25 protein-coding genes are annotated in these 26,593 nt (G+C 59.6%); 13 read left to right on the top strand and 12 right to left on the bottom strand.

What is annotated here, in order from left to right; genetic code table 11:
- Position 1 precedes the first annotated feature (1 nt).
- The 7 genes from phoB to QKW60_RS12790 form a co-directional block, all read right to left on the bottom strand.
- Positions 2-685: a phosphate regulon transcriptional regulator PhoB gene (gene phoB, locus QKW60_RS12820; RefSeq protein WP_282369236.1), complete on the bottom strand. Its 684-nt coding sequence runs from the start codon at positions 683-685 to the stop codon at positions 2-4.
- Between the two features lies 1 nt (position 686).
- Positions 687-1,400 carry a phosphate signaling complex protein PhoU gene (gene phoU / locus QKW60_RS12815; protein WP_282369235.1) on the bottom strand — a complete coding sequence of 238 codons (714 nt, stop codon included), beginning with the start codon at positions 1,398-1,400 and terminating at the stop codon, positions 687-689.
- A 10-nt stretch (positions 1,401-1,410) separates the two neighbouring features.
- Entirely contained in the window at positions 1,411-2,208 is a 798-nt protein-coding gene (gene pstB / locus QKW60_RS12810) for a phosphate ABC transporter ATP-binding protein PstB (RefSeq protein ID WP_282369234.1), read from the bottom strand.
- 20 nt (positions 2,209-2,228) lie between these two features.
- Positions 2,229-3,548, bottom strand: a complete 1,320-nt coding sequence (gene pstA, locus QKW60_RS12805; protein WP_282369232.1) for a phosphate ABC transporter permease PstA — start codon at positions 3,546-3,548, stop codon at positions 2,229-2,231.
- On the bottom strand, positions 3,545-4,732 hold the full coding sequence (gene pstC / locus QKW60_RS12800) for a phosphate ABC transporter permease subunit PstC (RefSeq protein WP_282369230.1): 1,188 nt from the start codon (positions 4,730-4,732) through the stop codon (positions 3,545-3,547). The genes pstA and pstC overlap by 4 nt, the downstream gene beginning before the upstream one ends.
- 61 nt (positions 4,733-4,793) lie before the next feature.
- A complete protein-coding gene (locus QKW60_RS12795) occupies positions 4,794-5,819 on the bottom strand; it encodes a substrate-binding domain-containing protein (protein WP_282369229.1) in 1,026 nt (341 codons plus the stop codon).
- Between the two features lie 145 nt (positions 5,820-5,964).
- On the bottom strand, positions 5,965-7,005 hold the full coding sequence (locus QKW60_RS12790; RefSeq protein ID WP_282369228.1) for an ATP-binding protein: 1,041 nt from the start codon (positions 7,003-7,005) through the stop codon (positions 5,965-5,967).
- 191 nt (positions 7,006-7,196) lie between these two features.
- Between QKW60_RS12790 and QKW60_RS12785 the strand changes: the two genes are divergently transcribed.
- Positions 7,197-7,601 carry a hypothetical protein gene (locus QKW60_RS12785; protein WP_282369227.1) on the top strand — a complete coding sequence of 135 codons (405 nt, stop codon included), beginning with the start codon at positions 7,197-7,199 and terminating at the stop codon, positions 7,599-7,601.
- 5 nt (positions 7,602-7,606) lie between these two features.
- Here the strand turns inward: QKW60_RS12785 and QKW60_RS12780 are convergent, their stop codons facing one another.
- Genes QKW60_RS12780 through QKW60_RS12770 form a run of 3 tightly spaced genes read right to left on the bottom strand, consistent with a single transcriptional unit; the run spans position 7,607 to position 9,662 of the window.
- On the bottom strand, positions 7,607-8,125 hold the full coding sequence (locus QKW60_RS12780) for a gamma carbonic anhydrase family protein (RefSeq protein ID WP_282369225.1): 519 nt from the start codon (positions 8,123-8,125) through the stop codon (positions 7,607-7,609).
- Entirely contained in the window at positions 8,122-8,757 is a 636-nt protein-coding gene (gene gmk, locus QKW60_RS12775; RefSeq protein WP_282369223.1) for a guanylate kinase, read from the bottom strand. Before gmk ends, QKW60_RS12780 begins: the two co-directional genes overlap by 4 nt.
- 2 nt (positions 8,758-8,759) lie before the next feature.
- Complete coding sequence (locus QKW60_RS12770) at positions 8,760-9,662, bottom strand: YicC/YloC family endoribonuclease (protein WP_282369221.1); 903 nt, start codon at positions 9,660-9,662, stop codon at positions 8,760-8,762.
- Positions 9,663-9,869: 207 nt separating this feature from the next.
- Between QKW60_RS12770 and QKW60_RS12765 the strand changes: the two genes are divergently transcribed.
- Complete coding sequence (locus tag QKW60_RS12765) at positions 9,870-10,490, top strand: PAS domain-containing protein (RefSeq protein ID WP_282369219.1); 621 nt, start codon at positions 9,870-9,872, stop codon at positions 10,488-10,490.
- Between the two features lie 67 nt (positions 10,491-10,557).
- Here QKW60_RS12765 and QKW60_RS12760 read toward each other — a convergent pair whose 3' ends face one another.
- The gene (locus QKW60_RS12760) at positions 10,558-11,928 is read right to left on the bottom strand and encodes a class II 3-deoxy-7-phosphoheptulonate synthase (RefSeq protein WP_282369217.1); all 1,371 of its coding nucleotides are present in this window, start codon (positions 11,926-11,928) and stop codon (positions 10,558-10,560) included.
- 147 nt (positions 11,929-12,075) lie between these two features.
- Here QKW60_RS12760 and QKW60_RS12755 point away from each other — a divergent pair, with 147 nt between their 5' ends.
- The 10 genes from QKW60_RS12755 (at position 12,076) to QKW60_RS12710 (ending at position 23,443) form a co-directional block, all read left to right on the top strand.
- Positions 12,076-13,101 carry a GlxA family transcriptional regulator gene (locus QKW60_RS12755; protein ID WP_282369215.1) on the top strand — a complete coding sequence of 342 codons (1,026 nt, stop codon included), beginning with the start codon at positions 12,076-12,078 and terminating at the stop codon, positions 13,099-13,101.
- 213 nt (positions 13,102-13,314) lie between these two features.
- Complete coding sequence (locus tag QKW60_RS12750; protein ID WP_282369213.1) at positions 13,315-14,499, top strand: ABC transporter substrate-binding protein; 1,185 nt, start codon at positions 13,315-13,317, stop codon at positions 14,497-14,499.
- Between the two features lie 106 nt (positions 14,500-14,605).
- Positions 14,606-15,394, top strand: a complete 789-nt coding sequence (locus tag QKW60_RS12745) for an ABC transporter ATP-binding protein (RefSeq protein ID WP_282369212.1) — start codon at positions 14,606-14,608, stop codon at positions 15,392-15,394.
- Positions 15,391-16,218 carry an ABC transporter ATP-binding protein gene (locus tag QKW60_RS12740; protein WP_282369210.1) on the top strand — a complete coding sequence of 276 codons (828 nt, stop codon included), beginning with the start codon at positions 15,391-15,393 and terminating at the stop codon, positions 16,216-16,218. The genes QKW60_RS12745 and QKW60_RS12740 overlap by 4 nt, the downstream gene beginning before the upstream one ends.
- A 462-nt stretch (positions 16,219-16,680) precedes the next feature.
- Positions 16,681-17,016: a hypothetical protein gene (locus QKW60_RS12735; protein WP_282369208.1), complete on the top strand. Its 336-nt coding sequence runs from the start codon at positions 16,681-16,683 to the stop codon at positions 17,014-17,016.
- Positions 17,017-17,385: 369 nt separating this feature from the next.
- Positions 17,386-17,718: a hypothetical protein gene (locus QKW60_RS12730; RefSeq protein ID WP_282369207.1), complete on the top strand. Its 333-nt coding sequence runs from the start codon at positions 17,386-17,388 to the stop codon at positions 17,716-17,718.
- 163 nt (positions 17,719-17,881) lie between these two features.
- Entirely contained in the window at positions 17,882-18,259 is a 378-nt protein-coding gene (locus tag QKW60_RS12725; protein WP_282369206.1) for a hypothetical protein, read from the top strand.
- Positions 18,260-18,446: 187 nt separating this feature from the next.
- The gene (locus QKW60_RS12720; RefSeq protein WP_282369204.1) at positions 18,447-19,457 is read left to right on the top strand and encodes a branched-chain amino acid ABC transporter permease; all 1,011 of its coding nucleotides are present in this window, start codon (positions 18,447-18,449) and stop codon (positions 19,455-19,457) included.
- A complete protein-coding gene (locus QKW60_RS12715) occupies positions 19,454-20,749 on the top strand; it encodes a branched-chain amino acid ABC transporter permease (protein ID WP_282369202.1) in 1,296 nt (431 codons plus the stop codon). Before QKW60_RS12720 ends, QKW60_RS12715 begins: the two co-directional genes overlap by 4 nt.
- Before the next feature lie 78 nt (positions 20,750-20,827).
- Positions 20,828-23,443, top strand: a complete 2,616-nt coding sequence (locus QKW60_RS12710; RefSeq protein ID WP_282369201.1) for an AMP-binding protein — start codon at positions 20,828-20,830, stop codon at positions 23,441-23,443.
- Positions 23,444-23,706: 263 nt separating this feature from the next.
- On the opposite strand, the gene QKW60_RS12705 is transcribed toward QKW60_RS12710, so the two are convergent.
- Positions 23,707-23,898: a hypothetical protein gene (locus QKW60_RS12705; RefSeq protein WP_282369200.1), complete on the bottom strand. Its 192-nt coding sequence runs from the start codon at positions 23,896-23,898 to the stop codon at positions 23,707-23,709.
- A 187-nt stretch (positions 23,899-24,085) separates the two neighbouring features.
- Between QKW60_RS12705 and QKW60_RS12700 the strand changes: the two genes are divergently transcribed.
- Positions 24,086-26,512 carry a GcvT family protein gene (locus QKW60_RS12700; protein ID WP_282369199.1) on the top strand — a complete coding sequence of 809 codons (2,427 nt, stop codon included), beginning with the start codon at positions 24,086-24,088 and terminating at the stop codon, positions 26,510-26,512.
- Positions 26,513-26,593 lie beyond the last annotated feature (81 nt).

Below are 26,593 nucleotides of genomic sequence, written 5' to 3'. Positions count from 1 at the left end.
CTTATCCGAGCGCGTAACCCGCTCCGCGCACCGTCCGGATCGGATCGTCGCCACCAAAGGCGCAAAGTGCCTTTCTAAGCCGGCCGACATGGACATCGACGGTGCGGGTATCGACATAGATGTCGCGCCCCCAAACGCGGTCCAGAAGCTGGTCGCGCGGCCAGACCCTTCCGGGCTTTTCCATGAAAGTCGTCAACAGCCGGAACTCGGTCGGACCAAGTTTCAGGTTATGGCCGGCCCGAATAACCCTGTGCGTCTCGGGGTCGAGCGTAATGTCCTCAAACTCCAACGCCTCGCCGACACTGGAGGGCCGTGTCCGGCGCAATTGAGTACGGACGCGAGCCATCAGTTCGACGACCGAATAAGGCTTGACCATGTAGTCATCCGCCCCGGTCTCCAGCCCGCGCACCAGATCAACCTCTTCGGACCGTGCCGACAGCATGATGATCGGAACACCCTTGGTTTCGGGCTTGGATTTCAATCGGCGACAGACTTCGATCCCCGAAACGTTGGGCAACATCCAGTCGAGTACAATCAGATCCGGTGTTTCTTCGGCCACCAGCAACAGCGCCTCTTCGCCGTTGTCAGCCTGGGCGACCCGAAACCCCTCGGCTTCCAGATTGTAGGTCAGAACTTCCCGTTGCGCGGGTTCATCCTCAACCACCAATACGCTCGGGGCGGGCATCTCAAGCGTCCTCCACACCGATTGTTGTTACGCTGTCGGCCTTTGGCCGCTTTTCGCCGGGCATTTCTCCGGTCACAAGATAAATCACCTGTTCCGCAACCGTCGTCGCATGATCGCCCATCCGCTCGATGTTCTTGGCGATGAAATGCAGATGCATGCAGGCGGTGATATTGCGCGGGTCTTCCATCATATGGGTCAGAAACTCACGGAAGAGCGCATTGTACATCTGGTCGACCTCGCGGTCACGATTGCGCACGTCCTCGGCCAGTGCCGCGTCGCGGGTGTTGTACGCATCGAGCGCGTCCGAGATCATTTGCACCACGGCCTTCGACATGCGACGGAGCGATCCGCCCGCCCCGCTGATGGCTGTCATCTGACCCAGTACGTTCGACCGCTTGGCCATGTTCTTGGCATAGTCACCGACGCGCTCAAGGCTGTTCGTGATCTTCAGGACGGACAGGACGGTGCGAAGGTCCGAGGCAGCCGGTGCCCGCAGCGCTATCAGGCGCGCCGCCTCTTCGTTGATCCGCTCCTCCAACGCGTCAATGGCCTTGTCCCCGGCCCGCACCTTGGTGGCCAGTTCCTCGTCCCGCGTCTCAAGCGCCTGGGCCGCGTCGAGGATCGCTGCCTCGACCATGCCGCCCATCTTCATCACCATCGCCTGGATCGCCTCCAGATCACGGTCGAAAGCGCGCAGGATATGTTGTTCGTTCATCTCGCTCTCCTCAGCCGATCCGGCCGGTAATGTAGCTTTCGGTGCGCGGGTCGCGCGGGTTGGTGAAGATCTGCCCGGTCTCGCCGAACTCGACCAGATTGCCGAGATGGAAGAACGCGGTCTTCTGACTGACGCGGGCAGCCTGCTGCATCGAATGGGTGACGATGACGACGGCAAAGCGCGAGCGCAGTTCGTCGATCAGTTCCTCCACTTGCGCGGTTGCGATCGGGTCGAGCGCCGAACAGGGTTCGTCCATCAAGAGGACCTCGGGTGAGGTCGCGACGGCGCGAGCGATACAAAGCCGCTGCTGCTGGCCCCCGGAAAGCCCGGTGCCCGGCGCGTTCAGGCGGTCCTTGACCTCACCCCAGAGAGCTGCGCGGCGGAGCGAGTTTTCGACGATCTCGTCAAGCTCTGCCTTGCCGCGCGCGAGGCCATGGATACGGGGACCGTAGGCGACGTTGTCATAGATAGATTTCGGAAACGGGTTCGGTTTCTGGAACACCATGCCGACCTTGGCGCGCAACTGCACCGGGTCGACACGCTTGTCGTAGATGTCCTCGCCATCGAGCGTGATCTTGCCCTCCACCCGGCAGATGTCGATCGTATCGTTCATCCGGTTGAGGCAACGCAGGAAGGTCGACTTGCCGCAGCCCGACGGGCCGATGAAGGCCGTGACGGTACGGTCGGCGATATCGACATCCACATCCTTGATGGCGTGGTTGTCACCGTAATAGACTTGCACGCCCTTGGCGGCGATCTTGATCTCCGCCGTGGCGGTGGCGTCGTCTGTCTGTCGCATAACGTTCATTGTGGCAGTCTCCGCCATTTTTACCAGCGCCGTTCGAACTTGCGCCGCAGAAGGATCGCGACGGCATTCATGGCGAGAAGGAAGATGAGAAGGACGATGATCGCGCCGGAGGCCCGTTCGACAAAGGCCGGGTCGGCGCGCTGGGTCCAGTTGTAGATCTGCACCGGAAGCGCGGTGGCGGGGTCGAAGAACCCCTCCATCGGCGCGCCGGGATAATCTCGGACGAAGGCGACCATGCCGATAAGAAGCAGGGGCGCGGTTTCCCCCAGCGCCTGTGCAAGCCCGATGATCATGCCGGTCAGGATGCCCGGGGCCGCGAGCGGCAGGACGTGGTGGAAGACCGATTGCATCTTTGAAGCGCCAACCCCAAGGGCCGCGGCGCGGATCGATGGTGGCACAGCCTTCAGTGCTGCTCGCGCCGGGATGATAATGCGCGGCAGCGTCATCAGCGTCAGGACGAGGCCGCCGACGATTGGCGCCGATTGCGGGAGGCCTGCGAAATTGATGAAGGCAGCGAGGCCAAGGATGCCGAAGACGATGGAGGGTACTGCGGCAAGGTTGGAAATATTGACTTCGATGATATCGGTGAAGCGGTTCTTCGGCGCGAATTCCTCAAGATAGACCGCAGTTGCCACACCGATGGGCAGCGCGAGTGCCAGAACCACGATCATCATGTAGAAGGACCCGATGATCGCCACGCCAAGACCGGCTGCCTCGGGTCGCTTTTCCGACGCATCGGGGGCCGTGACAAAGCCCCAGTTGAAAGACGTATGGAGAAGGCCCATCTCCTTCAGCGCGTCCGCGAGGTCTAGCTGTGCGGTCGAGACGTTCTTGTCCAGAAGCGCGGTTTCACGCGTTACGCGGCCTTTGTAGTAGCCGTCGATCCGTCCGCCGACGAGCAGTTCCAGCGTGATTTTCTGGCCGACAAGGCTCGGGTCTTCCAGCACCTGATTGCGGAGTGTCGCCGGGGCTTCTTCAGAGAGGAATTTGGAGATGTCCTTGGACTTCAACCCCTCAACAGAGATCCCCTGCGCGTCAAGCTGCGCCTCGAGCGCATTGGCCAGCACCTTTGCATAGCCGATCGTGGTGACCTTCTTCATCACCTCGAGATCGCGTGTGCCGGATTTGTCAAGCTTGTCTTCCGGCAGCGGGATTTCCAGATGGAGCGTCGTCTGGCGGAAGGCCGAGGAACCGTTGCCGAAGATCGAAACCAGAAGCCCGGCAAGCGCGATGACTGCGACGGCAACGGCGATCAACCCGTAAAGGCGGAACCGCGCTTCGGCCGCATTGCGGCGTTTTGTTCGCGCGTCCGGGGTCAGGAGCGAGGTTTTCGCGGTCATTCGTACTGCTCCCGGTATTTGCGCACGATGTAGAGGGCCAGCACATTCAGCCCCAGCGTGAAGACGAAGAGCGTCAGGCCAAGGGCGAAGGCCACCAGCGTCTCGGGTGCCGCGAAATCGGTGTCGCCGGTCAGCTGACTGACGATCTTAACGGTCATTGTCGTCATCGCCTCAAAGGGGTTGAGGCTGAGCTTCGCCGCCGCGCCTGCCCCCAGAACCACGATCATGGTTTCACCGACGGCACGGGACGCGGCCAGCAGCACCGCGCCCACGATCCCCGGCAGGGCGGCCGGAAGGACGACCAGACGGATGGTTTCGGATTGCGTGGCACCAAGGCCGAGCGACCCGTCACGTAAGGACTGCGGCACGGCATTGATGATGTCGTCGGAGAGCGAGGAGACGAAGGGGATAATCATCACGCCCATGACAAGCCCCGCCGTCATCACCGAGGAGGCCGAGGTGCCAAGACCCAAAGGCTGGGCGAAGTAATCGCGCAGCATCGGGCCGACGGTGATCAGGGCGAAAAGGCCGTAAACGATGGTCGGAATGCCGGCCAGCATCTCAATCGCCGGTTTGGCAAAGCTGCGGAATTTGGGCCCGGCATATTCGGACATGTAGATCGCGGCGAAAAGCCCGATGGGCACGGCGACCAGCAGCGCGATGACCGAAATGTAGAGCGTCCCCCAGAGAAGCGGCAGGATGCCAAGGTCGGACCCGCCCCGGAAATTCGGCTGCCATACAGTCCCGAAGAAGAAATCGGTCCACTGGTATTGCCGGAAGAATTGCCCGGTTTCGAAAAGCATCGACAGGACGATGCCCAGCGTCGTGGCGATGGCGATGAAAGATGAGAGGATCAGGAGCCCCTTGACGCAGGTCTCGACAATATTGCGCGCGCGGACCTCGGTGCCGGTGTTCCAGAGTGCAGCCCCCATGCCGATCACGCCGAGGCCAAGCGCCACCCAGCCGGTCGCGGGATGGCGCAGGACGCCTCCGAAGGCGGCGAGCGCCGTGAGACCAAGCGCAGGCAGCGCGAGGAACAGAACCGCCTGCCAGCCGAAATAGGACGGTAGCGAGTGCAGCCGCCGGGCATCGCCACCCGCCACCGCGAGCGCCCTGCCCCGGCCAAGGAAAAACCCGGCCAGCGCCAGCGCGGCCAGGATCAGGAAGACCATTCCAAGTGTCATCGGGCAGCTTTCTTCATGGGGTGGTCCGGCGCGGGACGTCCCGCGTCGGACCGGTACGTTATCAGTTCATCAGCTCTTCGCCGGCAACCGCTTCCTGCGTCGCGGCCAGTTCCGGGTCCGACACAAGGCCGTATTCGGCGAGCGGGCCGTCCGGGCCTGCCATGTCGTCGGAGACGAAGAACTCGGCATAGTCCTTGAGGCCTGGGATTAGCTCGATATTCGCCTTCTTCACGTAGAAGAAGAGCGGGCGCGAGACCGGGTAGTCACCGCTGGCGATGGTCTCTACCGAAGGCGTCACGCCGGACATGGTCGCGACCTGAAGCTTGTCGGTGTTGTTCTCAAAGAACGCGAGACCGAAGACGCCGATCCCGTCCTTGTTTGAGGAGATGCGCGCCAGCGTTTCGGTATAGTCGCCGTCGATATCGACCGCGCGGTTGTCGCTGCGCAGCGTGATGCAGGCCTTCTCGGCGGCATCCTCATCGCCCTTGGCGGCGGTCAGGACTTCCATCGCGCCGGTCGCTTCGCAGCCCGCGATGATCACCTTTTCCTCGAAGACTTCGCGGGTGCCGTGCTTGGTGCCCGGGATGAAGGCCATGATCTCCTGCTCGGGCAGAGCCGGGTTCACTTCGGACCATTTGGTATAGGGGTTGGCGACAACCTCACCGTCCACGACGACCTCGGCGGCCAAAGCCTTGTACCAGTCTTCCGGGGTGAATTCGAAACCGTTGCCGTTGATGTCCGAGGCAAAGACGATCCCGTCATAGCCGATGCGGACCTCGATGATCTCGGTCACGCCGTTTTCGGCGCAGGCGGCGACTTCGCTCTCCTTGATCGCGCGCGAGGCGTTGGCGATGTCGATCGTGTTCTCGCCCACGCCTTCGCAGAACTTCTTAAGGCCAGCCGAGGAACCACCCGATTCCACGACCGGCGTCGGGAAGTCGAAGTTTTCGCCGAAGGCTTCGGCGACGATGGTCGCGTAGGGCAGAACGGTCGAGGAACCGGCGATCTGAATCTGGTCGCGGGCCTGGGCGGCGCCAGCAACGGCTGCGAGCGCGAGGACCGAGGTGGCGAGCTTCACGGTTTTCATTGCATACTCCTGCAAGTCGGGTTCTGGCCGCCCCCTGGCGACCTTGGCCGCTCTCTAGACCCGGCTGGAAATGCTTTTGTGACACTTGCGTAACGGTTTCATGACAGCGACCGAGTGGTTTGGCTGGACGAGTTGCTGAACCAGTTCAGCCCTTCGGCAGTATAACGATGAATCTACTGCCTTTTCCCAATTCGCTATCGATCCTCAATCGCCCGCGGTGGCGGTTGACGATATGTTTTACAATCGCGAGCCCAAGTCCGGTTCCCCCCTGTTCGCGGCTGCGGTGAGTATCGACCCGGTAGAACCGTTCAGTGAGTCGCGGCAGATGCAGCGGGTCGATTCCCTCGCCGCGGTCGATGACTTCCACCTGCACTGCTGGTCCCTTCAGAACCGGCTCGCGTTCAATCTCCGACACACGAACGGTGACATCTTTGCCGGAGCCGCCGTATTTCATCGCGTTCTCAAGAAGGTTGTGGAAGACCTGCGTCAACTGATCGGCATCACCCGGCAGGTTCACCACGTCTGAATCTGCGGTCAGCGTCAGCGCGATGCCACCGGCCTTTGCCGCTTCCTGTTGCGTCACCAGAGCCGTGCGCAGAAGGGCAAGGATGTCCACCGCCTTGGCAGGGCGTCGACGCTCCTCCGCCTCCACCCGGCTCAGGGAAAGTAGATCGTTGACCAGCCGGATCATCCGGCCCGCTTCCCGCTCCATGATACCAAGAAACCGGTCGCGGGCGTTGGGGTCGTCGCGGGCTGCGCCACGCAACGTTTCTATGAAGCCGACAAGCGCAGTCAGGGGGGTGCGCAATTCGTGGCTGACATTGGCGACGAAATCGCGGCGCATGGCGACGGCCTGTTCCAACGCGGTCAGATCCTCCAGGGCGACAAGAACGCTGGGGCCACCTTCGTGTTCGACCGGCGCATAGGTCACTGACAGGTGGGTATCCTGCGTGTTGCCCGACAGGGTGATCCTCGCACTGCGTTTGCCCTGCCCGCTCAGGCATTCCTCCAGACCAGTCAGAAAGGCCGGGTGCCGAAGAAAGGCACTGCAACTGCGGCCCTCAATTGCAACGCCAAACAGATCGGACACGGCCCGATTGGCGGCCAGTACCCTCTGATCGGTGCCGACAAGCATCAACGGCATCGGGACCGCTTCCAGAAAATCCCGTGCAAGACCCGCCTGCATGCCAGTGCTCCGTTAATCGTCTGCCAATACAGCCAAACCTGCGACAGCAAATATTAAAAGTAAATCCGTCGGTTGTGCGACTTTTCTCGGCCCGGCCGATGTGCTAAACTTTTAGTAGGACCGAAGATCATACCATGGCACCACCCAACGCAACGGCGTTGACGGCCATAGTTCCACAAAGAAGGCCGAACATGTCGCGCGCCAAGAGCGATCCGATGCAGCCCGCCTGCGCGGAAGTCTTGTCGTCGTTTGAGAATGACAGCGGTCGAATACTCCGGGTGGTCGCTGTTGATCTTCCGCCACGAGTGGCCGACGTGATCCGTGACCGCGCAAATGCCAGTGTGGAAACCATAAAGTTCGGTGAACTCGATCTGGTTTTCCTGGCCCGCGCCACCCCCGACATCGTCATTGGTCCGCTTTTCGAACGCCAGTGGGACGTGCTCGACCTTGCCGCAAGACTGATCCGGCTGGGATTCGGCGGACGTCTTTACGCCGTGACACCGCCCCTTCCCGACGCCGGGGAGGTCATTGCAGAAATCCGCCGTCAAAACCTTGAAATCACGATTGATCTGATCGTGCTAGACGAGACTGACTGACCGTTTCAGACGGGTTTCAGCCCGGTGCGGAACCGGGCCGCATTGGCGCGGTAATGCGCGGCTGAGGCCAAGAGCCGCGCGCGTGCACTATCATCGAGTTCCCTCACTACCTTGCCCGGCGCACCCATGACGAGGCTGCCGTCGGGAATTTCTTTGCCCTCAGTAATGAGCGCGTTCGCCCCGATCAGGCAGCCCTTGCCGATCTTTGCGCCGTTCAGAACGGTCGCCCCCATGCCGATCAGGCTGCCGTCGCCAATCGTGCAGCCGTGGAGCATTGCCTTGTGGCCGATGGTGCAATCCGCACCGATGGTCAGAGGAAACCCCATATCGGTATGCAGAACGCAGTTTTCCTGAATATTGGAGCCGCGCCCCACGCGGATTTCCTCATTGTCGCCGCGCAACGTCGAGCCGAACCAGACATTCGCCCCCGCCTCCAGCACCACTTTGCCGATTACGTTGGCATCGGGGGCAACCCAGGCGTCCTCGGCTATTTCGGGGGCGATCCCTTCCAGTTCATAGATCATCTGTTGTCGAACTCCGAATTGAGGCTGCGCACGAATTCCGTCAGGCCCGGTTGCCGGTCTGCCTTGGCGCGTTCGGCCTTGAGGATGGTTTTCAACTCATCTTCAGCTACGTCCAGATCGCGATTGATGATCACATAGTCATATTCGCCCCAGTGGCTGATCTCATCCCGGCTTTTTGCCATGCGGCCCGCGATGACCTCATCGCTGTCCTGCGCGCGATTGCGTAGGCGCGCCTCAAGATCGGCGATAGAGGGCGGCAGGATGAAGATGGACACCACATCCTTGGCGAGCGACGACCGGCGGATCTGCTGGCCACCCTGCCAGTCAATGTCAAAGAGCGTGTCTCGCCCCTCTTTCATGGCCTGTTCGACCGGTCCCTTTGGCGAACCGTAGAAATTGCCGAAGACCTCGGCATGTTCAAGCATCTCGCCCGCGGCGACCATCGCTTCAAACTCTTCGCGCGACCGGAAATAATAGTCCTTCCCGTCCACCTCCCCATTGCGGGGTTTGCGGGTCGTGGCCGAGACGGAAAATCGCAGCGTCGGGTCCCATTGCATCAGCCTTTTCGCCAGTGACGATTTACCCGCCCCAGAGGGCGAAGAGAGGATGATTAGCAAACCCTTGCGTTTCATTGTCACTCCACGTTCTGAACCTGCTCGCGCATCTGGTCGATGACGGTCTTGAGGTCAAGCCCGATCCGGGTCAGCACCGCATTGCCCGACTTCGAGCAAAGAGTATTCGCCTCGCGCATGAATTCCTGCATCAGAAAATCGAGCTTGCGGCCGACCGCGCCCGGCTCTGCGAGAAGCTCACGGGCGGCGTCGATATGGGCGGACAACCGGTCAAGTTCTTCGGTCACATCAGCCTTAACAGCCAAGAGCGCGAGTTCCTGTGCGACCCTTGCCGGGTCGGCTTCTGCCGCACCGGCGAGCACCTGGGCGAGGTTCTCGCGCAAAGTCCGCTCCATTTCTGGCCGGCGCGCATCGGCAGCGGCCTTTGCCTCGGTCGTCAAGGTCTCAATACGGGCGATCTGGCCGCTGATCACCTCTCCCAGCGCCCTGCCCTCCGCTGCGCGCATGGCCGCGAAATCCGACAGGAGTGGGGTCAGGTCGTTGAGCAGGGCTTTGAGAAGAGGCCCCGTTTCTTCCGTGTCGCCCCCCTGATCGGTGACGCCGCGCAGCGCCAGAATTTCTGCGGTGCTCGGCGTTGCCAGTTCCAATCCGGCCGCCTCTGCCCGGGCCCGAACCGTGGTCAGCGCGGTCAGAACGGCGTCGAGTCCTGCAGCGTTGACGCGCAGCGCCTCGCTGCCCGTATCGCGCGCCAGCTTCAGTGTCAGCGTGATGTTGCCGCGTCCGGCCACTTTGGCGACGGCGGCACGCACGGCGGGCTCCAGCCCGTCGATCCAGTCGGGAAGACGCAGCCGCAGGTCGAACCCCTTGCCGTTCACCGACCGGACGTCCCAAGTCCAACCGAATCCTTCACCCTCTCCGCGGCGCGTAGCGAAACCCGTCATCGAGACCAGACATGCGTTTACCATTTAATACTTTTGCGCCTCCGTTTGCCGCCGGAGCGGGTATATTAAGAATTGAGTAATCATTCTGCTCGTAGAGTTAACAAAAGCTGACCATGGCGACAACGCGATGGTGGGTCGGGGGACTTTGTGCGCAGACGACCGGTCGCCGCGGTCGAGGGGTGAAATCGTTTGTCGGATAGGGCGTCTCCGGCTTTGTGAAAGCTGTCGGTGATGAGATTTCAGTACATCTCGGAAATTCGCGCCTATTGGGAAGCCTTGCGGGACGGACGTGAGGTTCCGTTCCGGTCAGAGATAGATCCGCGTGGCATTGAACACGCGCTGGAATACGCATTCGTTCTTGAACGCATAGCGCCACAGGTGGCCCGGTTCCGTCTGGCGGGTATGCATCTGAACGACCTGATGGGTATGGAGGTGCGCGGCATGCCGCTCACTGCGCTGTTTACACCGAAGTCCAGAACCGAGGTTTCAGATATCCTTCAGGTGGTTTTTTCGGGGCCGAAGACGGTCGAACTTACGCTCAGGGCAGAAACCGGTTTTGGCAAACCTGAAATGCTGGCGAAGCTTCTGATCCTGCCGCTGAAAAGCGACCTAGGAGATATCAGCCGCGCACTGGGCTGTTTCATGGCCGAGGGGCCGATTGGCCGGGCACCTCGCCGGTTTGACTTGATGGATTGCGTGGTCAACCCGATCGAAATCGCGCCGCAAACACAACGGCGGCCGCTTCGTCATCCGTTTCCCGATGGATTCGCCGAACCGCCGACGCCCTATTCCGGCAGCATGTCGACGGTGATCCGCAGCCGGGGACACCTGAAACTCGTCGTGTCGCACTAGACCTGAGAAAAAAGGCGGCCCCATTGGGCCGCCTGATACTGGATCTGTAACGAGTGACTGCGGCGGGCTACATGCCCGCCGCTTTTTGCATTGCCCGCCGGCCCTGAAGTTCTTCAGCCACGAGAAACGCCAGTTCCAGCGATTGCGAGGCGTTCAGGCGCGGATCGCAGGCCGTGTGATACCGGTCGGACAGATCCTCATCCGTCACAGCGCGCACACCGCCGGTGCATTCCGTCACGTCCTTGCCGGTCATTTCGAAATGCACGCCACCGGGGATCGTGCCTTCGGCTTTGTGAACGCCAAAGAACTCATGCACCTCGCGCAGAACGCTGTCAAAGGGCCGGGTCTTGTAACCCGAGGCCGCCTTGATCGTGTTGCCGTGCATCGGATCGCAGGTCCAGACAACCTTCGCCCCTTCTTCCTCGACAGTGCGGATCAGGCGCGGCAGATGATCTCCGACCTTGCCCGCGCCGAAACGTGCGATAAGCGTCAGCCGCCCGGCCTCGTTATCCGGGTTGAGCTTGTTCAGCAGGATCTTCAGGTCGTCGGTGGTCATCGACGGTCCGCATTTCAGGCCAACCGGGTTCTGCACACCGCGCGCGAATTCGACGTGCGCTCCGTCCGGCTGCCGGGTGCGGTCGCCGATCCAGATCATGTGACCAGAGCCAGCGACGGGCAGGCCCGTTGTCGAATCGATGCGGCAGAGCGCCTCTTCGTATTCTAGAAGCAGCGCTTCGTGGCTGGTGTAGAAATCAACCGTCGCCATCGCATGGACAGTGTCCGAGGTGACACCGGCTGCGGCCATGAAATCCATCGCATCCTGAATGCGGGTCGCGACTTCGCGGTATTTCTTGGCCTCGTCTTCATCGGTGAACCCGGCGATCCAGCTTTGGACCCGGTGCATGTCCGCGAAACCACCGGTCGAGAACGCCCGCAACAGGTTCAGTGAGGCCGCCGCCTGCGTGTAGGCCTGCAGCATCCGCGCCGGGTCGGGCACGCGGGCATCCGCGGTAAAGTCGAAGCCGTTGATGATGTCGCCCCTGTAGGAGGGCAATTCAACGCCGCCGATCGTCTCCATCGGGGCCGAGCGCGGTTTGGCGAACTGACCGGCCACCCGGCCGATTTTTACAACCGGAAGCTTGGCGCCCCAGGTCAGTACGATGGCCATCTGAAGAATGACCTTGAACGTGTCGCGGATATTGTCAGCGGAGAATTCCGCGAAGCTTTCCGCACAGTCGCCGCCCTGCAGAAGGAACGCCCTGCCCTCGGCCACCTCACCCAACGTCCGCTTGAGCTTTCGCGTCTCGCCTGCAAAAACCAGGGGTGGCATCTTGGCAAGCTGAGCCTCGACGGCCTGCACAGCCGAAGTGTCCGGATAATCGGGCATCTGCACCCGCGGCTTTACGCGCCAATCGGATTTTTTCCAGCCCTTCGACATCTCAACCTCCTCGCAGGCTTTAGCGATAACGGGCGGCTTATACGCGAAGCGCCCCGGCCCTTGCAAACCGATATCCCCGCAAATGCAACTTGCGGGCAGACAAAAAATAGTGCTTTTGTCCGTAAAACGACAGAATGGGGTCGGATAATGGTGGTCGGTCCCACTAAAGGTACAAAAGACGCCGGTGGAACACCGAAACAGAGAAGGTTTGTATTCGTCCTTCTTGACCAGTTCACCATGCTTTGCTTCGCCTGTGCCATTGAACCTCTGCGCATCGCGAACCGGGTCATGGGCAAGACCGCCTATACGTGGCTTCTGGCTGGCGAGAACGGCTCAGAAGTGCGCTGTTCGAATGGCGCCGCCTTCAAGCTCGACATGGGACTCGAGGAGGTCAACCGCGAGGATACAGTCCTCGTCTGTGGCGGCATCGACGTGCAACTTGCCACCACCAAGGCCGTGGTCAACTGGCTGAGACGCGAGGCGCGGCGTGGCGTCGCCATCGGCGGACTTTGTACAGCGGCCTATTCACTGGCCAAAGCCGGACTCCTCGACGGAAAGCGCGCGACCATTCACTGGGAGAACCAGGACAGTTTCCTTGAAGAGTTTGACGAGGTGAAACTGACCAAGTCGGTATTCGTCGTGGATGGCAACCGCATCTCCACCGCCGGGGGCACAGCCTCCATCGACCTCATGCTGAAACTCATCGCCGATGATCATGGTGAGGATGTAGCCAACGCCGTGGCCGACCAGCTCATCTACTCCTCTATCCGCACCGACCAGGACACTCAGCGCCTGTCGATCCCGACCCGGATCGGCGTCCGGCATCCGAAGCTTTCGCAGGTCATCCAGATGATGGAGCAGAACATCGAGGACCCGATCAGCCCCGCCGACCTTGCCGAAGATGTCGGCATGTCGACGCGACAGCTTGAACGACTGTTCCGCCGCTACCTGAACCGCAGCCCCAAGCGCTATTACATGGAACTGAGGCTGCAAAAGGCGCGCAACCTGCTGATGCAGACCGATATGAGCGTGATCAACGTTGCGCTGGCCTGCGGCTTTGCCAGCCCTTCGCATTTCTCGAAATGCTACCGGGCCCACTATCAGACCACGCCGTATCGCGAGCGCGGGTCGCATGGCACCTCGGCCATCATCACGCCGCGCCTGTCGTTCTGACCGATCCGTTCGGTAAAATGTGACAAATCACCGGTTTGGGCGGCACTTTGCCGGCCCGATACGGAGCTTTGTTAATGTCGGTTCAGAATCGTTGATTTCGCACTAAAACGCCGCGTAAACCGATGCCAACCTGATGCCGGGAGTGGCTTTTCTTTTCCGACAGCCCAAACTAACGTGCCGTCAGGACAAAGGTCCAACAATGGGAGTAATGAAATGAAAAAAATCCTGACCGCCACCGCGATTGCCGCGTTGACCGCCGGTGCCGCCGGTGCCGAAGACATCAAGATCGGCACGATCCTTGGTTTCACCGGCCCGCTGGAATCGATCACCCCGGCGATGGGTGCCGGTGCTGAACTGGCGATGAAGGAAGTATCCGACTCGGGCAAGCTGCTGGGCGGGTCCACCGTGACCTCGATCCGTGGTGACTCGACCTGTGTCGACGCCGCTGCTGCAACTGCCGCCGCCGAGCGTCTGGTGACGACCGACAAGGTCTCTGCGATCATGGGGGCCGACTGTTCGGGCGTGACCGGCGCGATCCTTGCAAACGTCGCCGTGCCGAACGGTATCGTGATGATTTCGCCTTCGGCCACTTCGCCCGGCCTTTCGACGGCCGAGGACAACGGTCTGTTCTTCCGCACAGCGCCGTCCGATGCGCGTCAGGGTGAAATTGTTCGTGACATCCTGAAGGAGAAGGGTGTTTCGTCGATTGCCATCACGTACACCAACAACGACTATGGCAAAGGTCTGGCCGAAGCGATCCAGCGCAACTGGGAAGAGGCCGGAGGCACGGTGACCATTTCGTCTGCGCATGAGGACGGCAAGGCGGATTACTCGGCTGAAGTCGGCGCGCTGGCCTCTGCTGGCGGTGACGTGCTGGTGGTTGCGGGCTATGTCGATCAGGGCGGCTCTGGCATTACCCGCGCGGCGCTCGATACCGGCGCATTCTCGACCTTCTATTTCCCCGACGGGATGGTTGGTGAGAAACTCAACGAGAACTTCGGCGCCGAGATCAACGGCTCCTATGGCGCCTATCCGGGCACCGACAGCGCCGGTGCCGGCATCTTCCAGGAAATGGCGGCGGCCGCTGGGTTCGAGGGTACAGGCCCCTTTGCACCGGAAAGCTACGACGCGGCAGCACTGATCATGTTGTCGATGGCGGCAGCAAATTCGTCCAACTCGGCTGATTTCGCCGGCAAGGTCATGGACATCGCCAACGCACCGGGTACCGAGATCTTCCCGGGTGAACTGGGCAAGGCGCTCGACCTGATCGCTGCCGGTGAGGACATTGACTATGTCGGCGCCTCGGCGGTGGAACTGATCGGACCGGGTGAATCGGCTGGCAACTACCGCGAGATCGAGTTCAAGGACGGCAAGTACGAAACCGTCAAGTTCCGCTGATATCAGTGACACGAACAGGCAGCCCGGCACGTCCGGGCTGCTTTTCCATATAAAGAACAACAACTTCCCGACCGCAACGACGGTCAGGCGAAGATAGGGGAAACGCATGATCATCGTCGAGGATCTGCACAAGCATTTCGGCGGCTTTCAGGCCGTCAGCGGTGCATCCATGGAGATCGCCAAGGGCTCGATCACCGGACTGATCGGACCGAACGGAGCCGGGAAATCCACGCTTTTCAACGTTATCGCGGGTGTTTACCAGCCGACCTCCGGCAAGGTAATCATGGATGGCGAGGACATCACCGGCCTGCCGCCGCATGATCTCTTTCACAAGGGGCTTCTACGCACCTTCCAGATTGCGCATGAGTTTTCGTCGATGACGGTGCGCGAGAACCTGATGATGGTTCCCGCCGCACAATCGGGCGAGACTTTGTGGAATACCTGGTTCCATCGCGGCCGAATCCGCGAGGAAGAGGCCGAACTTGCGAAGAAGGCCGATGATGTCCTCGACTTTCTCACGATTTCTCATTTGGCCGATGAACGTGCCGGCAATCTGTCGGGCGGTCAGAAAAAACTTCTTGAACTTGGCCGCACGATGATGGTCGAAGCCAAGATCGTATTTCTGGACGAGGTTGGCGCAGGCGTGAACCGTACGCTCCTGAATACGATCGGCGACGCGATCGTCCGTTTGAACAAGGAACGCGGCTATACGTTCTGCGTGATCGAACACGACATGGACTTCATCGGTCGCCTCTGCGACCCGGTCATCGTCATGGCCGAGGGCAAGGTGCTGGCCAAGGGCTCGGCAGACAGCATCATGCAGAACGAAGCAGTGATTGAGGCCTATCTGGGCCGCGGTCTGAAGAACAAGGTCAAGGCGGAGGCCGGAGCATGAGCAAGACCTCCAACCCTTATCAGGATGACCGCGGCAACAAGGACCGCTCCATCACCAAGGAAGGTGGTGGCACGCTGGAAATGCCCAAGTCCAAAGGCGCCGCGCGCCCTGCCCCCGGCGGCCCGTTCCTCGCGGCCGAGAACATGACCGGCGGCTATGGTGCAGCCGATATCCTGCATGACTGCACGCTGACCGTCGAAAAGGGCCAGATCGCGGTCATCGTCGGCCCTAACGGCGCGGGCAAATCGACCGCGATGAAGGCGGTCTTCGGAATGCTCAACCTGCGCAGCGGCCATGTGAAGCTGGACGGCGAGGACATTACCGCCCTGTCCCCGCAGGACCGGGTTGCCAAGGGCATGGGTTTCGTGCCGCAGGTCAACAACGTCTTCCCGTCGATGAGCGTCGAGGAAAACCTCGAAATGGGCGCTTTCATCCGCAAAGACGACTTCAAGGGTACGATGGAGCAGGTCTTTGACCTGTTCCCGATCCTGAAGGACAAGCGCCGCCAACCTGCCGGGGAACTGTCCGGTGGCCAGCGCCAGCAAGTCGCCGTCGGCCGGGCGCTCATGACGAAGCCGAAGCTTCTGATGCTCGACGAGCCGACCGCTGGTGTCTCCCCGATCGTCATGGACGAACTTTTCGACAGGATCATCGAAGTCGCCCGCACCGGCATTTCGATCCTCATGGTCGAACAAAACGCCCGTCAGGCGTTGGAGATCGCCGATATGGGCTATGTGCTGGTACAGGGCGCCAACCGCTACACCGATACCGGCGAGGCGCTGCTGGCCGATCCAGAGGTGCGGCGGACCTTCTTGGGAGGGTGAGTGTCAACCCGACGCAAGTAGTTCACCCGAATTTCAGATTTGTCTGACCCGTCGTATCGTGAGTTTAGCGTCCGTCTGTTTGAAAATTGATCAAATAGGTGGCCGAAGGCGATATTGTCTGCTGCTTGAATCCCAGGCGTAATCATTTGGCGGCTTTCTGAGCCTGGCTATGTCAAAGTATTACGAGCGCCAGTCGCGAGTGATCTTTGAGAGCGTCGACGATTCAAGGGGGAGAGGCGATTCTCATTTGCGCTAAATTTTAAGGGAATCTTCTCATGGTTGCGCCACCCTTTGGGGGCTCTCCTGACCAATGATGTTTGAATGCGAACAATCTGATTTCACGTGGAGGAAACGTTCTCAGTTCATGATTAACTACCCATGAATCCCATGTTCGCGACAGAATCCCGACGAAATTCATGATCATATTCATACCTGACCATGTTCGGTCGTGGAGTGTGTGTAATGAGAGTTCTGGTTTCGACGATTGCCCTGCTTATGCCAATACCCGCTTTGGCAGGAGATCTGGTGTTCAACTGCGGCGCGCCCGACGCCGCCCATCCCGAAATGGTTGCCCAACTGACCAAGTACTATGGTGAAAAACGGGGTCACATCATCACCGGTGATGATGTGATCCCTGCCGAGGTCTATTCCGGCCTTGGGACGCTGACTTTCTTGTATATTGGTGAGGGCTATGCACTGCACTATAGCGTTCATCCCCAAAAAGGCACCTACGATTACTCGCTCTCGGGCAGCATGAGTGGTTATGGTCACGGGACCTGCGAACAGATCTCAGGTTAGGTCTGTCGTAAGGCTCCGCCATCTGGCGGGGTGAAAAGAATGGTGGTGGCACAGTGTTGGACCCGCCCCGGGCTTAGCCCGGCGGCGGGTTCGATTTCTTTCCGCCGGACCAAACGACATGGCCTGCGGATCGGGATTCTCGATTCGTCATATCCCGGTCAAAGTCTTGAGTTTGGCGTGTCCCCTGAATGATGGGGGCCTAAGCAGATTTACCTTTTCATTAGCCTAATCGGTTTCGCAACAATGAAGACGGCATAACCCTAACGGTTCGCGTTTTGGAAACGGCAGCGCAACTCTCTCACGATCCCGACAAAGTCCGGCCTCAATAACCTTCTAGAGCCGCCGCGAAACACATCTATGGAGCCTCTCATGAAATTCCTGGCCATCGCCTTTTTGATGCTGCCTTCCATCGGTTTTGCTGCCGACCTCGTCTTCGACTGCGGCACTCCTGATGAAGCGGCGCCGGAAATGGGCGCGCAGCTCATCCAGTTTGATGGCCAGGACAAGGGAACAATCCGGATCGGCGGCAGCGAGAAAGAGGCGATGGTTCTACGCGGCCTCGATACGCTGACCTTTCTGCATGTTGGTAAAGGCTTCACCATGCAATATGCGGTCCACACCGAAGAAGGATTTTACGATTACTCGGCCTCGGGCACCATGCGCGGTGACAAGCGCGGAGACTGCGTGAAAACGGCAGGGTGAAAACAGGGTCGGTATTAAGCTCGGTATTGAAACAATGCGGTGGCGGCTTTTCGGTTGTTCAGAGAAGTCGCCCAATACCCAACCTCACCCGGATTCTGAACAAACTACAGCCCTATTGGATGGCTAGCTGCGATTGAGTGGATTCGGCAGGAGTGATCAGGTTATGAAGGTCTTCAGTGGTATCTTGGCGATTGCTATCGCACTTCCGGCCAGCGTTGGCGCGAAAGAGTTTGCCTATGAATGCCAGATCGAAAATGCCGCAACCCCGGAAATGAGCGCGACGTTGACACAGCCGGACGAGGCGTCGGTTGGGATGATTTCCTTCGGGGATCAGCAAGTCGAAGCGCTTATTTATGACGGCGAAGGGAGCAAGACGTTTCTCTTCCTCGGTGACGACTATTCGCTGAACTATACGGTCAATACCTCAACAGGCGTTTATGAGTTCTTTGCAGATGGCAGCCGCGCGGCGGAAGGAACGGGTATCTGCGTCGTGGTAAGTGAACCGATCCTTGGCGCTGACGGTTCTTCAGCGGGCAGCTGATCCGCCCGCACGTTCAGCGCGTTTCTCTCCCTTGGCCATAGACACATCCCGACGCGGGGAATGCCTTTTATGACTGACCTATTTGCCTGTGCTCGCCGTTTGCGGTGGGTTGCAGAGACCGGCGGTTGTGGTATTCCGGTATCAAAGAAAGAATAGGGCGAACCCATCGCCCGGCGAGGGGAGATTCATGGACATTCTCAATGCGCTCGTTGCGCTTTTGAATTTTGTCGTCATCCCGGCGACATCTTACGGCGCACAGCTTGCGCTCGGTGCCCTCGGGGTTACGCTGATCTACGGAATTCTTCGGTTTTCAAACTTCGCCCATGGCGACACGATGGCCTTTGGCACAGGCATGGTGATCCTCTTCACCTGGTGGTTCCAGTCGATGGGCATCCATTTCGGGCCCCTTCCAACCGCCCTTCTCGCCCTGCCCTTCGGCATCGCCCTGACAGCCGGGCTCGTGCTGGCGACCGACAAGGCGGTCTACCAATTCTACCGCAAGCAAAAGGCGGCCCCGGTGATCCTCGTGATTGTCTCTATGGGTGTGATGTTCGTGATGAACGGGATCACCCGCTTCATCATCGGCGTCGATGAGATCCGCTTTGCGGATGGCGGTCGTTTCCTGGTGAATGCGAACGATTTCAAGAAGTCGACCGGTCTTGCAGAGGGGCTTGCGTTCAAGTCAACGCAGGCGCTGACCATCGTGGCGGCGGTGATCGTTGTGGCACTTCTCTTCTGGTTTCTCAACAAAACCCGGACCGGAAAGTCGATGCGGGCCTATTCCGACAACGAGGATCTGGCTCTGTTGTCGGGCATCAACCCCGAACGGGTGGTGAAGGTCACGTGGATCATTGCGGCAGGCCTCGCGACCATCGCGGGCACGCTTTACGGCCTTGATAAATCCTTCAAGGCTTTCAACTACTTCCAGCTTCTTCTTCCGATCTTTGCCTCTGCAATTGTCGGCGGTCTCGGCAGCCCCATCGGCGCCATCGCAGGCGGGTTTCTGATCGCGTTTTCCGAGGTCGGCTTCACTTATGCCTGGAAGAAGGTCGCGACCTATGTCCTGCCAGAAAGCCTCGCGCCTGACGGGCTCGCCCAGCTTCTCTCGACCGACTACAAGTTCGCGGTTTCATTTGCGATCCTGATCGTGGTCCTGCTCTTCAAGCCCACCGGCCTCTTCAAGGGGAAATCGGTATGAACACGCGCAACATCCTACTCTTCGCTTTCGTCGCCTTCCTCATCATCTTCGAAGGCATGACGGCCAGTTGGAACACTGCGCTCGGCATCCTCAATATGGGGCTGATTTCGGCGATTCTGGCGCTCGGCGTGAACATGCAATGGGGTTATGCGGGGCTCTTCAACGTCGGCATCGTCGGCTTCGTGGCGCTTGGCGGTCTTGCGCCTGTGCTGATCGCCACTCCGCCGGTGACCGAGGTTTGGACCGCCGGTGGCGGGTTCCGTCTGATCCTTGCGCTGCTGATGGGCGTTGCGATCATTGCGCTTGCCATCGCGCTCAATCACCGGCTCAAGGGCCGTCAGCGGGTCTTGGCGCTTCTGGTGACCCTGATCGGAGGGTTCTTTCTATTCCGTGCGGTTTTCGATCCGGCCGTCGAGGTGGTCGAAGCATTTAAACCCGCGACCTATTCCAACCTTGGCGGGCTTGGTTTGCCGGTCCTTGTTGCCTGGCCGGTCGGCGGGCTTCTGGCCGCAGGGGCTGCCTGGGTGATCGGCAAAACCGCGCTTGGCCTTCGCTCCGACTATCTCGCCATCGCGACGCTTGGCATCGGCGAGATTATTATTGCCGTTATGAAGAACGAGGACTGGCTGGCCCGTGGGGTCAAGAACGTCATCTCCATTCCCCGTCCCGTGCCATACGAGGTCGATCTTCAGAACAGCACGAGCTTCGTTGAACGCGCCGCAAGCTTCGGCACCGACCCGGTGACGGCCTCGACCATCGTGGTGAAGCTGCTTTATGCCGCGCTCTTCACCGTCATCCTGCTCGCGCTCATTTGGGCGTCCGAAAAGGCGCTGAACTCGCCATGGGGCCGGATGATGCGGGCGATCCGCGACAATGAGGTTGCGGCCGAGGCGATGGGCAAGGACGTGACCCGCCGCCATTTGCAGATATTCATCCTGGGCTCGGCCATCTGCGGCCTTGCGGGCGCAATGATCGTGACACTGGACAGCCAGCTGACACCCGGCACCTACAACCCCTTGCGCTTCACCTTCCTCATCTGGGTCATGGTGATCGTGGGGGGCTCGGGCAACAACTGGGGCGCTGTCCTTGGTGGCTTCCTGATCTGGTTCCTCTGGATCAAGGTCGAACCCTGGGGCAACGGGCTGATGGACTTCATCACCTCAGGCATGGCCGACGGTGTGATCAAGAGCCACCTTCAGGACAGCGCCGCCCATATGCGGCTTCTGACCATGGGTCTGGTGTTGCTTCTGGTCCTACGATTCAGCCCGAGGGGTCTCATTCCCGAACGTTAGGAGACAGTAGGATCTATTGTTTGTCGTAACCCGGCCTGATCGAATAGTTTGGGCCGGGTTGTTTGCGGATACTCTTATATGTTTGAATTCTCCGATTTCCCGGAATCCTTCAACAATGTGCCTGCCGACGCGACGGCGTTGATCCAACCCGATGGCCGTAGCATTACCTATGGCGGGTTGCGTGAACGCTGCTCTGCCTGGCGAGCCCTGTTGCGCGCGGAAGCCGATCGAATTGGAACGGAACGGCTGTTGTTAGGACTGGCGCTAACGGCGGAGCCTGAGCCGATTGCCGCCTATCTGGCTGCGCTGCAAGATGGCCATGCCATCGTGATTGCTGCCGCCGAAACTCTGGTCGCCGGTCGGAGAATCGACACAATTCATCAACCGAACCTTGTGCTTTCAGGGAGCGGTGGAGGCTTCGGCATTGATCGACGGTCAGACTCTCCGTCGGAATTGCACAACGATCTTCGTATTCTGCTTTCGACATCGGGCACCACAGGTGACCCCAAGCTTGTGCGGCTGTCGGCAACCAATGTTTTCAGCAACGCCGCGGCGATCCGCACCTATCTTGACCTGAACAGTGATGATCGCGGTGCGACCACATTGCCGCTGCACTATTCCTACGGACTGTCGGTGTTGAACTCGCATCTTGATGCCGGCGCTTCACTGGTCTTGATGGAAATGTCGGTCGTCGATCCGGACTTTGGTCCACAGGCCCGGCGTATGGGGGTGACGAGCCTCGCGCTTGTACCCCATCAGGTTGATCTGCTTCTGGGTCGTGGATTCGACTTCGCGACGCTCCCCGCACTTCGCCGCGTTACTCAGGCGGGCGGGAGATTAGCGCCCGCAACAGTACGGCGGATGGCGTCAATCGCGGAAGCCGGAGGATGGAAATTCTTCGTCATGTACGGTCAGACCGAGGCGAGCCCTCGTATGGCCTACCTGCCCCCTGAAGAAGCACTTCACGCCTCTGACACGGTTGGCACCGCTATTCCCGGTGGCAAGTTCTGGCTGACCAACGATGCCGGTCATGAGATCATTGGTACCGGAATACCGGGAGAACTTGTCTATTCCGGACCCAACGTGATGATGGGATACGCGACGAGTCGCGCCGACCTTTCGCTTGGCGATGTGACACCGAACCTGAAGACAGGTGACTTTGCCGAGAGGACTGAGCAGGGATATTACCGGATCGTCGGGCGCGCTTCGCGCTTCGCAAAGCTGTTCGGCCTGCGTATCAGTCTGGACGAGGCAGAGTATTTTCTGGCCGAATCCGGGATAACGGCATGGGCCGAGGCGGTCGACGACCAGATTGTCGTATTGAACGCCAATGGCGATCCGGACGATGTCCGGTCCATTCTCTCGGACCACCTGACCCTGCCGCAGGAAGCGATCCTGGTAGCCCCACTGGCCGACGCCCCCGTTTTGGACAATGGCAAACTAGACCGGCGCCACCTGTTTGCCCTGGCGCGCGCGGCCGCAAATTTAAACCGTGAAAGGCAACACACCGGACCCGGGCTCGTTACCGCGTATCGTGAGGCGACCCGTGCCCGCGATATCTCTCATGAGCATAGTTTCGTCGATCTGGGCGGGGACTCGCTTGGCTACCTTCACGCGCAACTCGCGATTGAGGAACGCCTGGGATTTGTTCCCGACGGATGGGAACACATGTCTCTTGCCAATCTCGAAGCGATTGAGCCACGCCTGCCCGCGCCAACGGCACATGTTGAGCTGGCAACTTGTCTACGTATCTTCGCAATCGGCTGTGTGGTTCTTTATCACCTAACACTCTGGCCGGTTAGCGGTGGAACTTTCGTGCTGCTTCTGCTCATGGGCTATTCCCTTGCCCGCTATCAGAAGAACGCGATGGCAGAGGGTAAAGCAGTACTGCTCGCGCGATCATTGTTGATCCCGATCTTACCGATCTATTATCTGCTGCTCGCCGTGTACGACGTTGTTCGGGGTTACATCCCCGTCGAGATGTATTTGCTTCTCGGAAACATACCGCAACGTCTTGATCATGATCTGTTCGAACCGTTCTGGTTCATCAGCCTCTATGCTCAGATTGTCCTCTCCCTTGTACTACTGACCCGTATGGCAGTAGTGCGACGCGCAATCGCCACATCCCCCTTCAAATTTGGTATTCTGGCGACGTTGATTTCCTCCGGCCTTTCTGTCGTCGTGCAGCTTTTCGGTGCGCATACTTCCCTCTTGGGCAACATGCTGGAAGGCGGCTTGGGGTTGCCGCTGGCACGTACTCTCTTCACGCTATTGCCACTGGTGTTCCTCGGCTGGTCTATTTCACTTGCCCACGATGCCCGGCGCAAGCTTTGGTGCATTGGGGCACTGGTGCTGACATGTATCGTCTTGCCAGTCTGGACGTTGCATGAGCGGGTGATGATCGTCGGCGCTGCATTAACATTGTTGCTTCCTCTGACACCGCAACTGCCCTTCTCGTTCGCTCGCGCTGCACGGCACCTCGGGACCGCCACCATGTTCGTCTATCTCACGCACACCACGGTCATCCACTTCTGGAAATTTTACACCGGTCTTTACCAGTTGGCCGGACCAGTTCTCTCTGCCCTGATCGTTGTGCCCGGCGCATTTGCCATCGGATTGGCCACTCGGTACGCGTTTGCAAGGTTCGAGGCGTTGTTCCAACGGTCGAATTCCGATCTGACCTATCGCAATTGAATGGATGACGGTCTTTCGGCCGCAGTTTCGACGCTAGAAATACCGTCCAATGATCTCTTCTACATCCGAGTTGAAGGCAGATTGAATTACTTGCACGCCGTCATTTCGTTCATGAGTCAGCAGGTAGAGCCAGAGGTAGCCGTCCCCGCGCCACGCCACAAAAACACGCTGTGAAAAACCGCTTTTCAACTGACGCGATTTGACGAGTGAAAACTCGGCAAAGTCATTGCCAAATACACCAAATACTTGGCGCTGAACGGTATCTATCTGCGCATCCGGGTATCATCCGCGCCGCCCAGTTCGCGCAAAAGCGGGCCAATGTCCCTTTTCTTGGCATGCTCCTCGATGAAAGCGATCAGTCCTGCATCGGTTGCAAACAAACCGTCCCGGTTCTGGGCCGCAGCGCCCCCTGCTGCAAGTGCCGGTGTGAAAATCAATGCGGCCAGGTTCCTCATATACCCGTTCCTTCATTTCCCTGGCTTTCGGTGTGCCTTTTCGGATGGGCACGACGACACCAACCAATGAATACAAGGGAACACGCTCACGTACGCTGTTTTCGTTTACGACGATTTCTGTCGCATTTCGGCATGCCACGCGACGGATTCCGAAATTGAGTGGTGAAAATTCCTCGGGAGGAAAACGATGAAGACCCAGGCACAGGTTGTGGTCATCGGCGGCGGCGTCGTCGGTTGCTCGGTGCTCTATCACCTGACGAAATACGGCTGGAAGGATGTGATGCTGATCGAAAGATCGACACTCACCTCTGGTTCCACCTGGCACGCAGCCGGTGGTTTCCACACATTGAACGGCGACACCAATATGGCCGCCCTGCAGGGTTATACGATCCAACTTTACAAAGAACTTGAGAAGATCACCGGCATGTCCTGCGGTCTTCACCATGTCGGCGGTATCACGCTGGCCGACAATCAGGCGCGGTTCGAGATGCTGAAGGCGGAACGCGCAAAGCATCGCTATATGGGACTTCATACCGAACTTTTCGGCCCCGAAGAGATAGAAAAATACACTGATGGCCTTGTAAATACCAAGGGTATTGTCGGTGCTCTTTATGATCCCCTTGACGGCCATCTTGACCCGTCCGGCACCACGCATGCCTATGCCCGCGCGGCGAAGATGGGCGGTGCGGAGATCGTTGAACACAACCGCGTGCTGGAGACCAATCCCCGCTCGGATAGCACGTGGGACTTGGTAACCGAAAAAGGCACCGTCCACGCTGAACATGTCGTTAACGCCGGTGGCCTTTGGGCGCGTGAAGTGGGCGCGATGGCGGGCGTTTACTTCCCGCTTCTGCCGATGGCGCACCAGTATCTCGTCACCGACGAGATCCCCGAAATCATGGACATCCTGAATTCGGGCCGCGAATTTCCGCATGTCATGGACCCCGGCGGCGAAAGCTATCTGCGTCAGGAAGGCCGCGGCCTCTGCATCGGCTTTTATGAAAAGCCCTGTGAAGGTTGGTCGTTGGATGGCACACCCTGGACTTTCGGGCACGAGCTTCTGCCCGACAACCTCGACAAGATCGAGGATTCCGTGGCCTTCGCGTACAAGCGGTTCCCCGTGCTTGAGAAGGCCGGCGTCAAAAATGTCATCCATGGCCCCTTCACCTTCGCCCCGGACGGCAACCCCCTCATTGGACCAGTGCCGGGTCTCAGGAATTACTGGTCTGCCTGTGCGGTCATGGCGGGCTTCAGCCAAGGCGGCGGCATGGGCAAATCTCTCGCCGAATGGATGATCCACGGCGAGACCGAGGTCGACCCGCGCGGCTTTGACGTGGCCCGCTTCGGCAAATGGACGACACCCGGCTACACCGTTCCGAAGGTGATCGAGAACTACCAGATGCGGTTCTCGGTCAGCTATCCGAACGAGGAACGCCCCGCTGCCCGCCCCTTCCGCACCACGCCGATGTACGACATCTTCGACGGCATGGGCGCGGTCTGGGGCCAGCAATACGGTCTTGAGGTCGTAAACTACTTCGCCCTGCCCGGCGAGCCGCGTTACGAGACGCCATCGTTTAAGCGGTCCAACGCATGGGAGGCAACGGCGGCGGAAGTCCGCGCGGTGCGTGAGGCGGTTGGCATCAACGAGGTGCAGAACTTCGGCAAGTTCCGCGTGAAGGGTCCGAATGCGCGCAAATGGCTCGACCGGATCATGGCGGGCGCGATCCCGAAACAGGGCCGACTGTCCCTGACCCCGATGCTCAGCCACAAGGGCAAGATCATCGGCGACTTCACCGTAACGTGCCTTAACGAAACCGAATTCCAGATCACCGGCAGCTATGGCGCGCAGGACCAGCATCTCCGCTGGTTCGAAAAGAACCTTGAAGATGGGGTCACGGTCGAAAACGTCTCGGACCGTGTGACCGGCTTCCAGATCGCGGGTCCGAATGCACGGGAGCTTCTGTCCCGTGTCACCCGATCGGACGTTTCGGCCGACGCGTTCAAGTTCATGGATGCCAAGCGCATGACGATCGGCATGGCGGACTGCCTTGTCCAGCGCGTGAGTTATACCGGCGACCTTGGCTATGAAATCTTCACCGATTTCATGAGTGAACGTAGCCTCTGGCACACGCTCTGGGCCGCAGGACAGGACCTCGGGCTGCGCCCCTTCGGGATGCGGGCGATGATGTCGCTGCGCCTCGACAAGCTCTTCGGGTCCTGGGCACGCGAATTCAGCCCCGATTACTTTCCGGGCGAGACGGGCATTGACCGCTTCATCCGCTGGAACAAGGAAGCCGACTGGATCGGCAAGGCCCCCGCGACCAAGGAAAAGGCCGAAGGGCCCAAGCGCAAACTCTGCGCCTTCATCGTCGATGCGACGGATGCTGATGTCGTGGCCTACGAGCCGATCTGGATCGGCGACAAGGTCTTGGGTTTCTGTACATCGGGCGGCTATTCGCATTGGACCGGGCAATCCGTAGCGCAAGGGTTCGTGCCGACAGAAATGATCCGCGCCGGGCTGGAAGTTGAGATCGAAATCCTCGGCGAAAACCGTAAGGCGCGGCTGATCGACGGCCCGCTTTGGGATGCGGATGGCGCGAGAATGCGGGGCTGACGGCCCCAACCGGTTAACGCATTGACCTTGCGTTAACCGGTCCTCCACTCGTAAAACCGGTTATGCGCTTGATTGGATCAA

Origin of the sequence: Albidovulum aestuarii (genome assembly GCF_029961185.1) — a bacterium.
In the GTDB taxonomy this organism is placed as follows: Bacteria; Pseudomonadota; Alphaproteobacteria; order Rhodobacterales; family Rhodobacteraceae; genus Albidovulum; species Albidovulum aestuarii.
This window is presented reverse-complemented; position numbering and strand designations above follow the sequence as displayed.

Bases quoted from the DNA above. Each gene is read 5' to 3' on its own strand.
- phoB (WP_282369236.1), bottom strand. From the start codon at position 685: ATGCCCGCCCCGAGCGTATTGGTGGTTGAGGATGAACCCGCGCAACGG.
- phoU (WP_282369235.1), bottom strand. From the start codon at position 1,400: ATGAACGAACAACATATCCTGCGCGCTTTCGACCGTGATCTGGAGGCG.
- pstB (WP_282369234.1), bottom strand. From the start codon at position 2,208: ATGAACGTTATGCGACAGACAGACGACGCCACCGCCACGGCGGAGATC.
- pstA (WP_282369232.1), bottom strand. From the start codon at position 3,548: ATGACCGCGAAAACCTCGCTCCTGACCCCGGACGCGCGAACAAAACGC.
- pstC (WP_282369230.1), bottom strand. From the start codon at position 4,732: ATGACACTTGGAATGGTCTTCCTGATCCTGGCCGCGCTGGCGCTGGCC.
- QKW60_RS12795 (WP_282369229.1), bottom strand. From the start codon at position 5,819: ATGAAAACCGTGAAGCTCGCCACCTCGGTCCTCGCGCTCGCAGCCGTT.
- QKW60_RS12790 (WP_282369228.1), bottom strand. From the start codon at position 7,005: ATGCAGGCGGGTCTTGCACGGGATTTTCTGGAAGCGGTCCCGATGCCG.
- QKW60_RS12785 (WP_282369227.1), top strand. From the start codon at position 7,197: ATGTCGCGCGCCAAGAGCGATCCGATGCAGCCCGCCTGCGCGGAAGTC.
- QKW60_RS12780 (WP_282369225.1), bottom strand. From the start codon at position 8,125: ATGATCTATGAACTGGAAGGGATCGCCCCCGAAATAGCCGAGGACGCC.
- gmk (WP_282369223.1), bottom strand. From the start codon at position 8,757: ATGAAACGCAAGGGTTTGCTAATCATCCTCTCTTCGCCCTCTGGGGCG.
- QKW60_RS12770 (WP_282369221.1), bottom strand. From the start codon at position 9,662: ATGGTAAACGCATGTCTGGTCTCGATGACGGGTTTCGCTACGCGCCGC.
- QKW60_RS12765 (WP_282369219.1), top strand. From the start codon at position 9,870: ATGAGATTTCAGTACATCTCGGAAATTCGCGCCTATTGGGAAGCCTTG.
- QKW60_RS12760 (WP_282369217.1), bottom strand. From the start codon at position 11,928: ATGTCGAAGGGCTGGAAAAAATCCGATTGGCGCGTAAAGCCGCGGGTG.
- QKW60_RS12755 (WP_282369215.1), top strand. From the start codon at position 12,076: ATGGTGGTCGGTCCCACTAAAGGTACAAAAGACGCCGGTGGAACACCG.
- QKW60_RS12750 (WP_282369213.1), top strand. From the start codon at position 13,315: ATGAAAAAAATCCTGACCGCCACCGCGATTGCCGCGTTGACCGCCGGT.
- QKW60_RS12745 (WP_282369212.1), top strand. From the start codon at position 14,606: ATGATCATCGTCGAGGATCTGCACAAGCATTTCGGCGGCTTTCAGGCC.
- QKW60_RS12740 (WP_282369210.1), top strand. From the start codon at position 15,391: ATGAGCAAGACCTCCAACCCTTATCAGGATGACCGCGGCAACAAGGAC.
- QKW60_RS12735 (WP_282369208.1), top strand. From the start codon at position 16,681: ATGAGAGTTCTGGTTTCGACGATTGCCCTGCTTATGCCAATACCCGCT.
- QKW60_RS12730 (WP_282369207.1), top strand. From the start codon at position 17,386: ATGAAATTCCTGGCCATCGCCTTTTTGATGCTGCCTTCCATCGGTTTT.
- QKW60_RS12725 (WP_282369206.1), top strand. From the start codon at position 17,882: ATGAAGGTCTTCAGTGGTATCTTGGCGATTGCTATCGCACTTCCGGCC.
- QKW60_RS12720 (WP_282369204.1), top strand. From the start codon at position 18,447: ATGGACATTCTCAATGCGCTCGTTGCGCTTTTGAATTTTGTCGTCATC.
- QKW60_RS12715 (WP_282369202.1), top strand. From the start codon at position 19,454: ATGAACACGCGCAACATCCTACTCTTCGCTTTCGTCGCCTTCCTCATC.
- QKW60_RS12710 (WP_282369201.1), top strand. From the start codon at position 20,828: ATGTTTGAATTCTCCGATTTCCCGGAATCCTTCAACAATGTGCCTGCC.
- QKW60_RS12705 (WP_282369200.1), bottom strand. From the start codon at position 23,898: ATGAGGAACCTGGCCGCATTGATTTTCACACCGGCACTTGCAGCAGGG.
- QKW60_RS12700 (WP_282369199.1), top strand. From the start codon at position 24,086: ATGAAGACCCAGGCACAGGTTGTGGTCATCGGCGGCGGCGTCGTCGGT.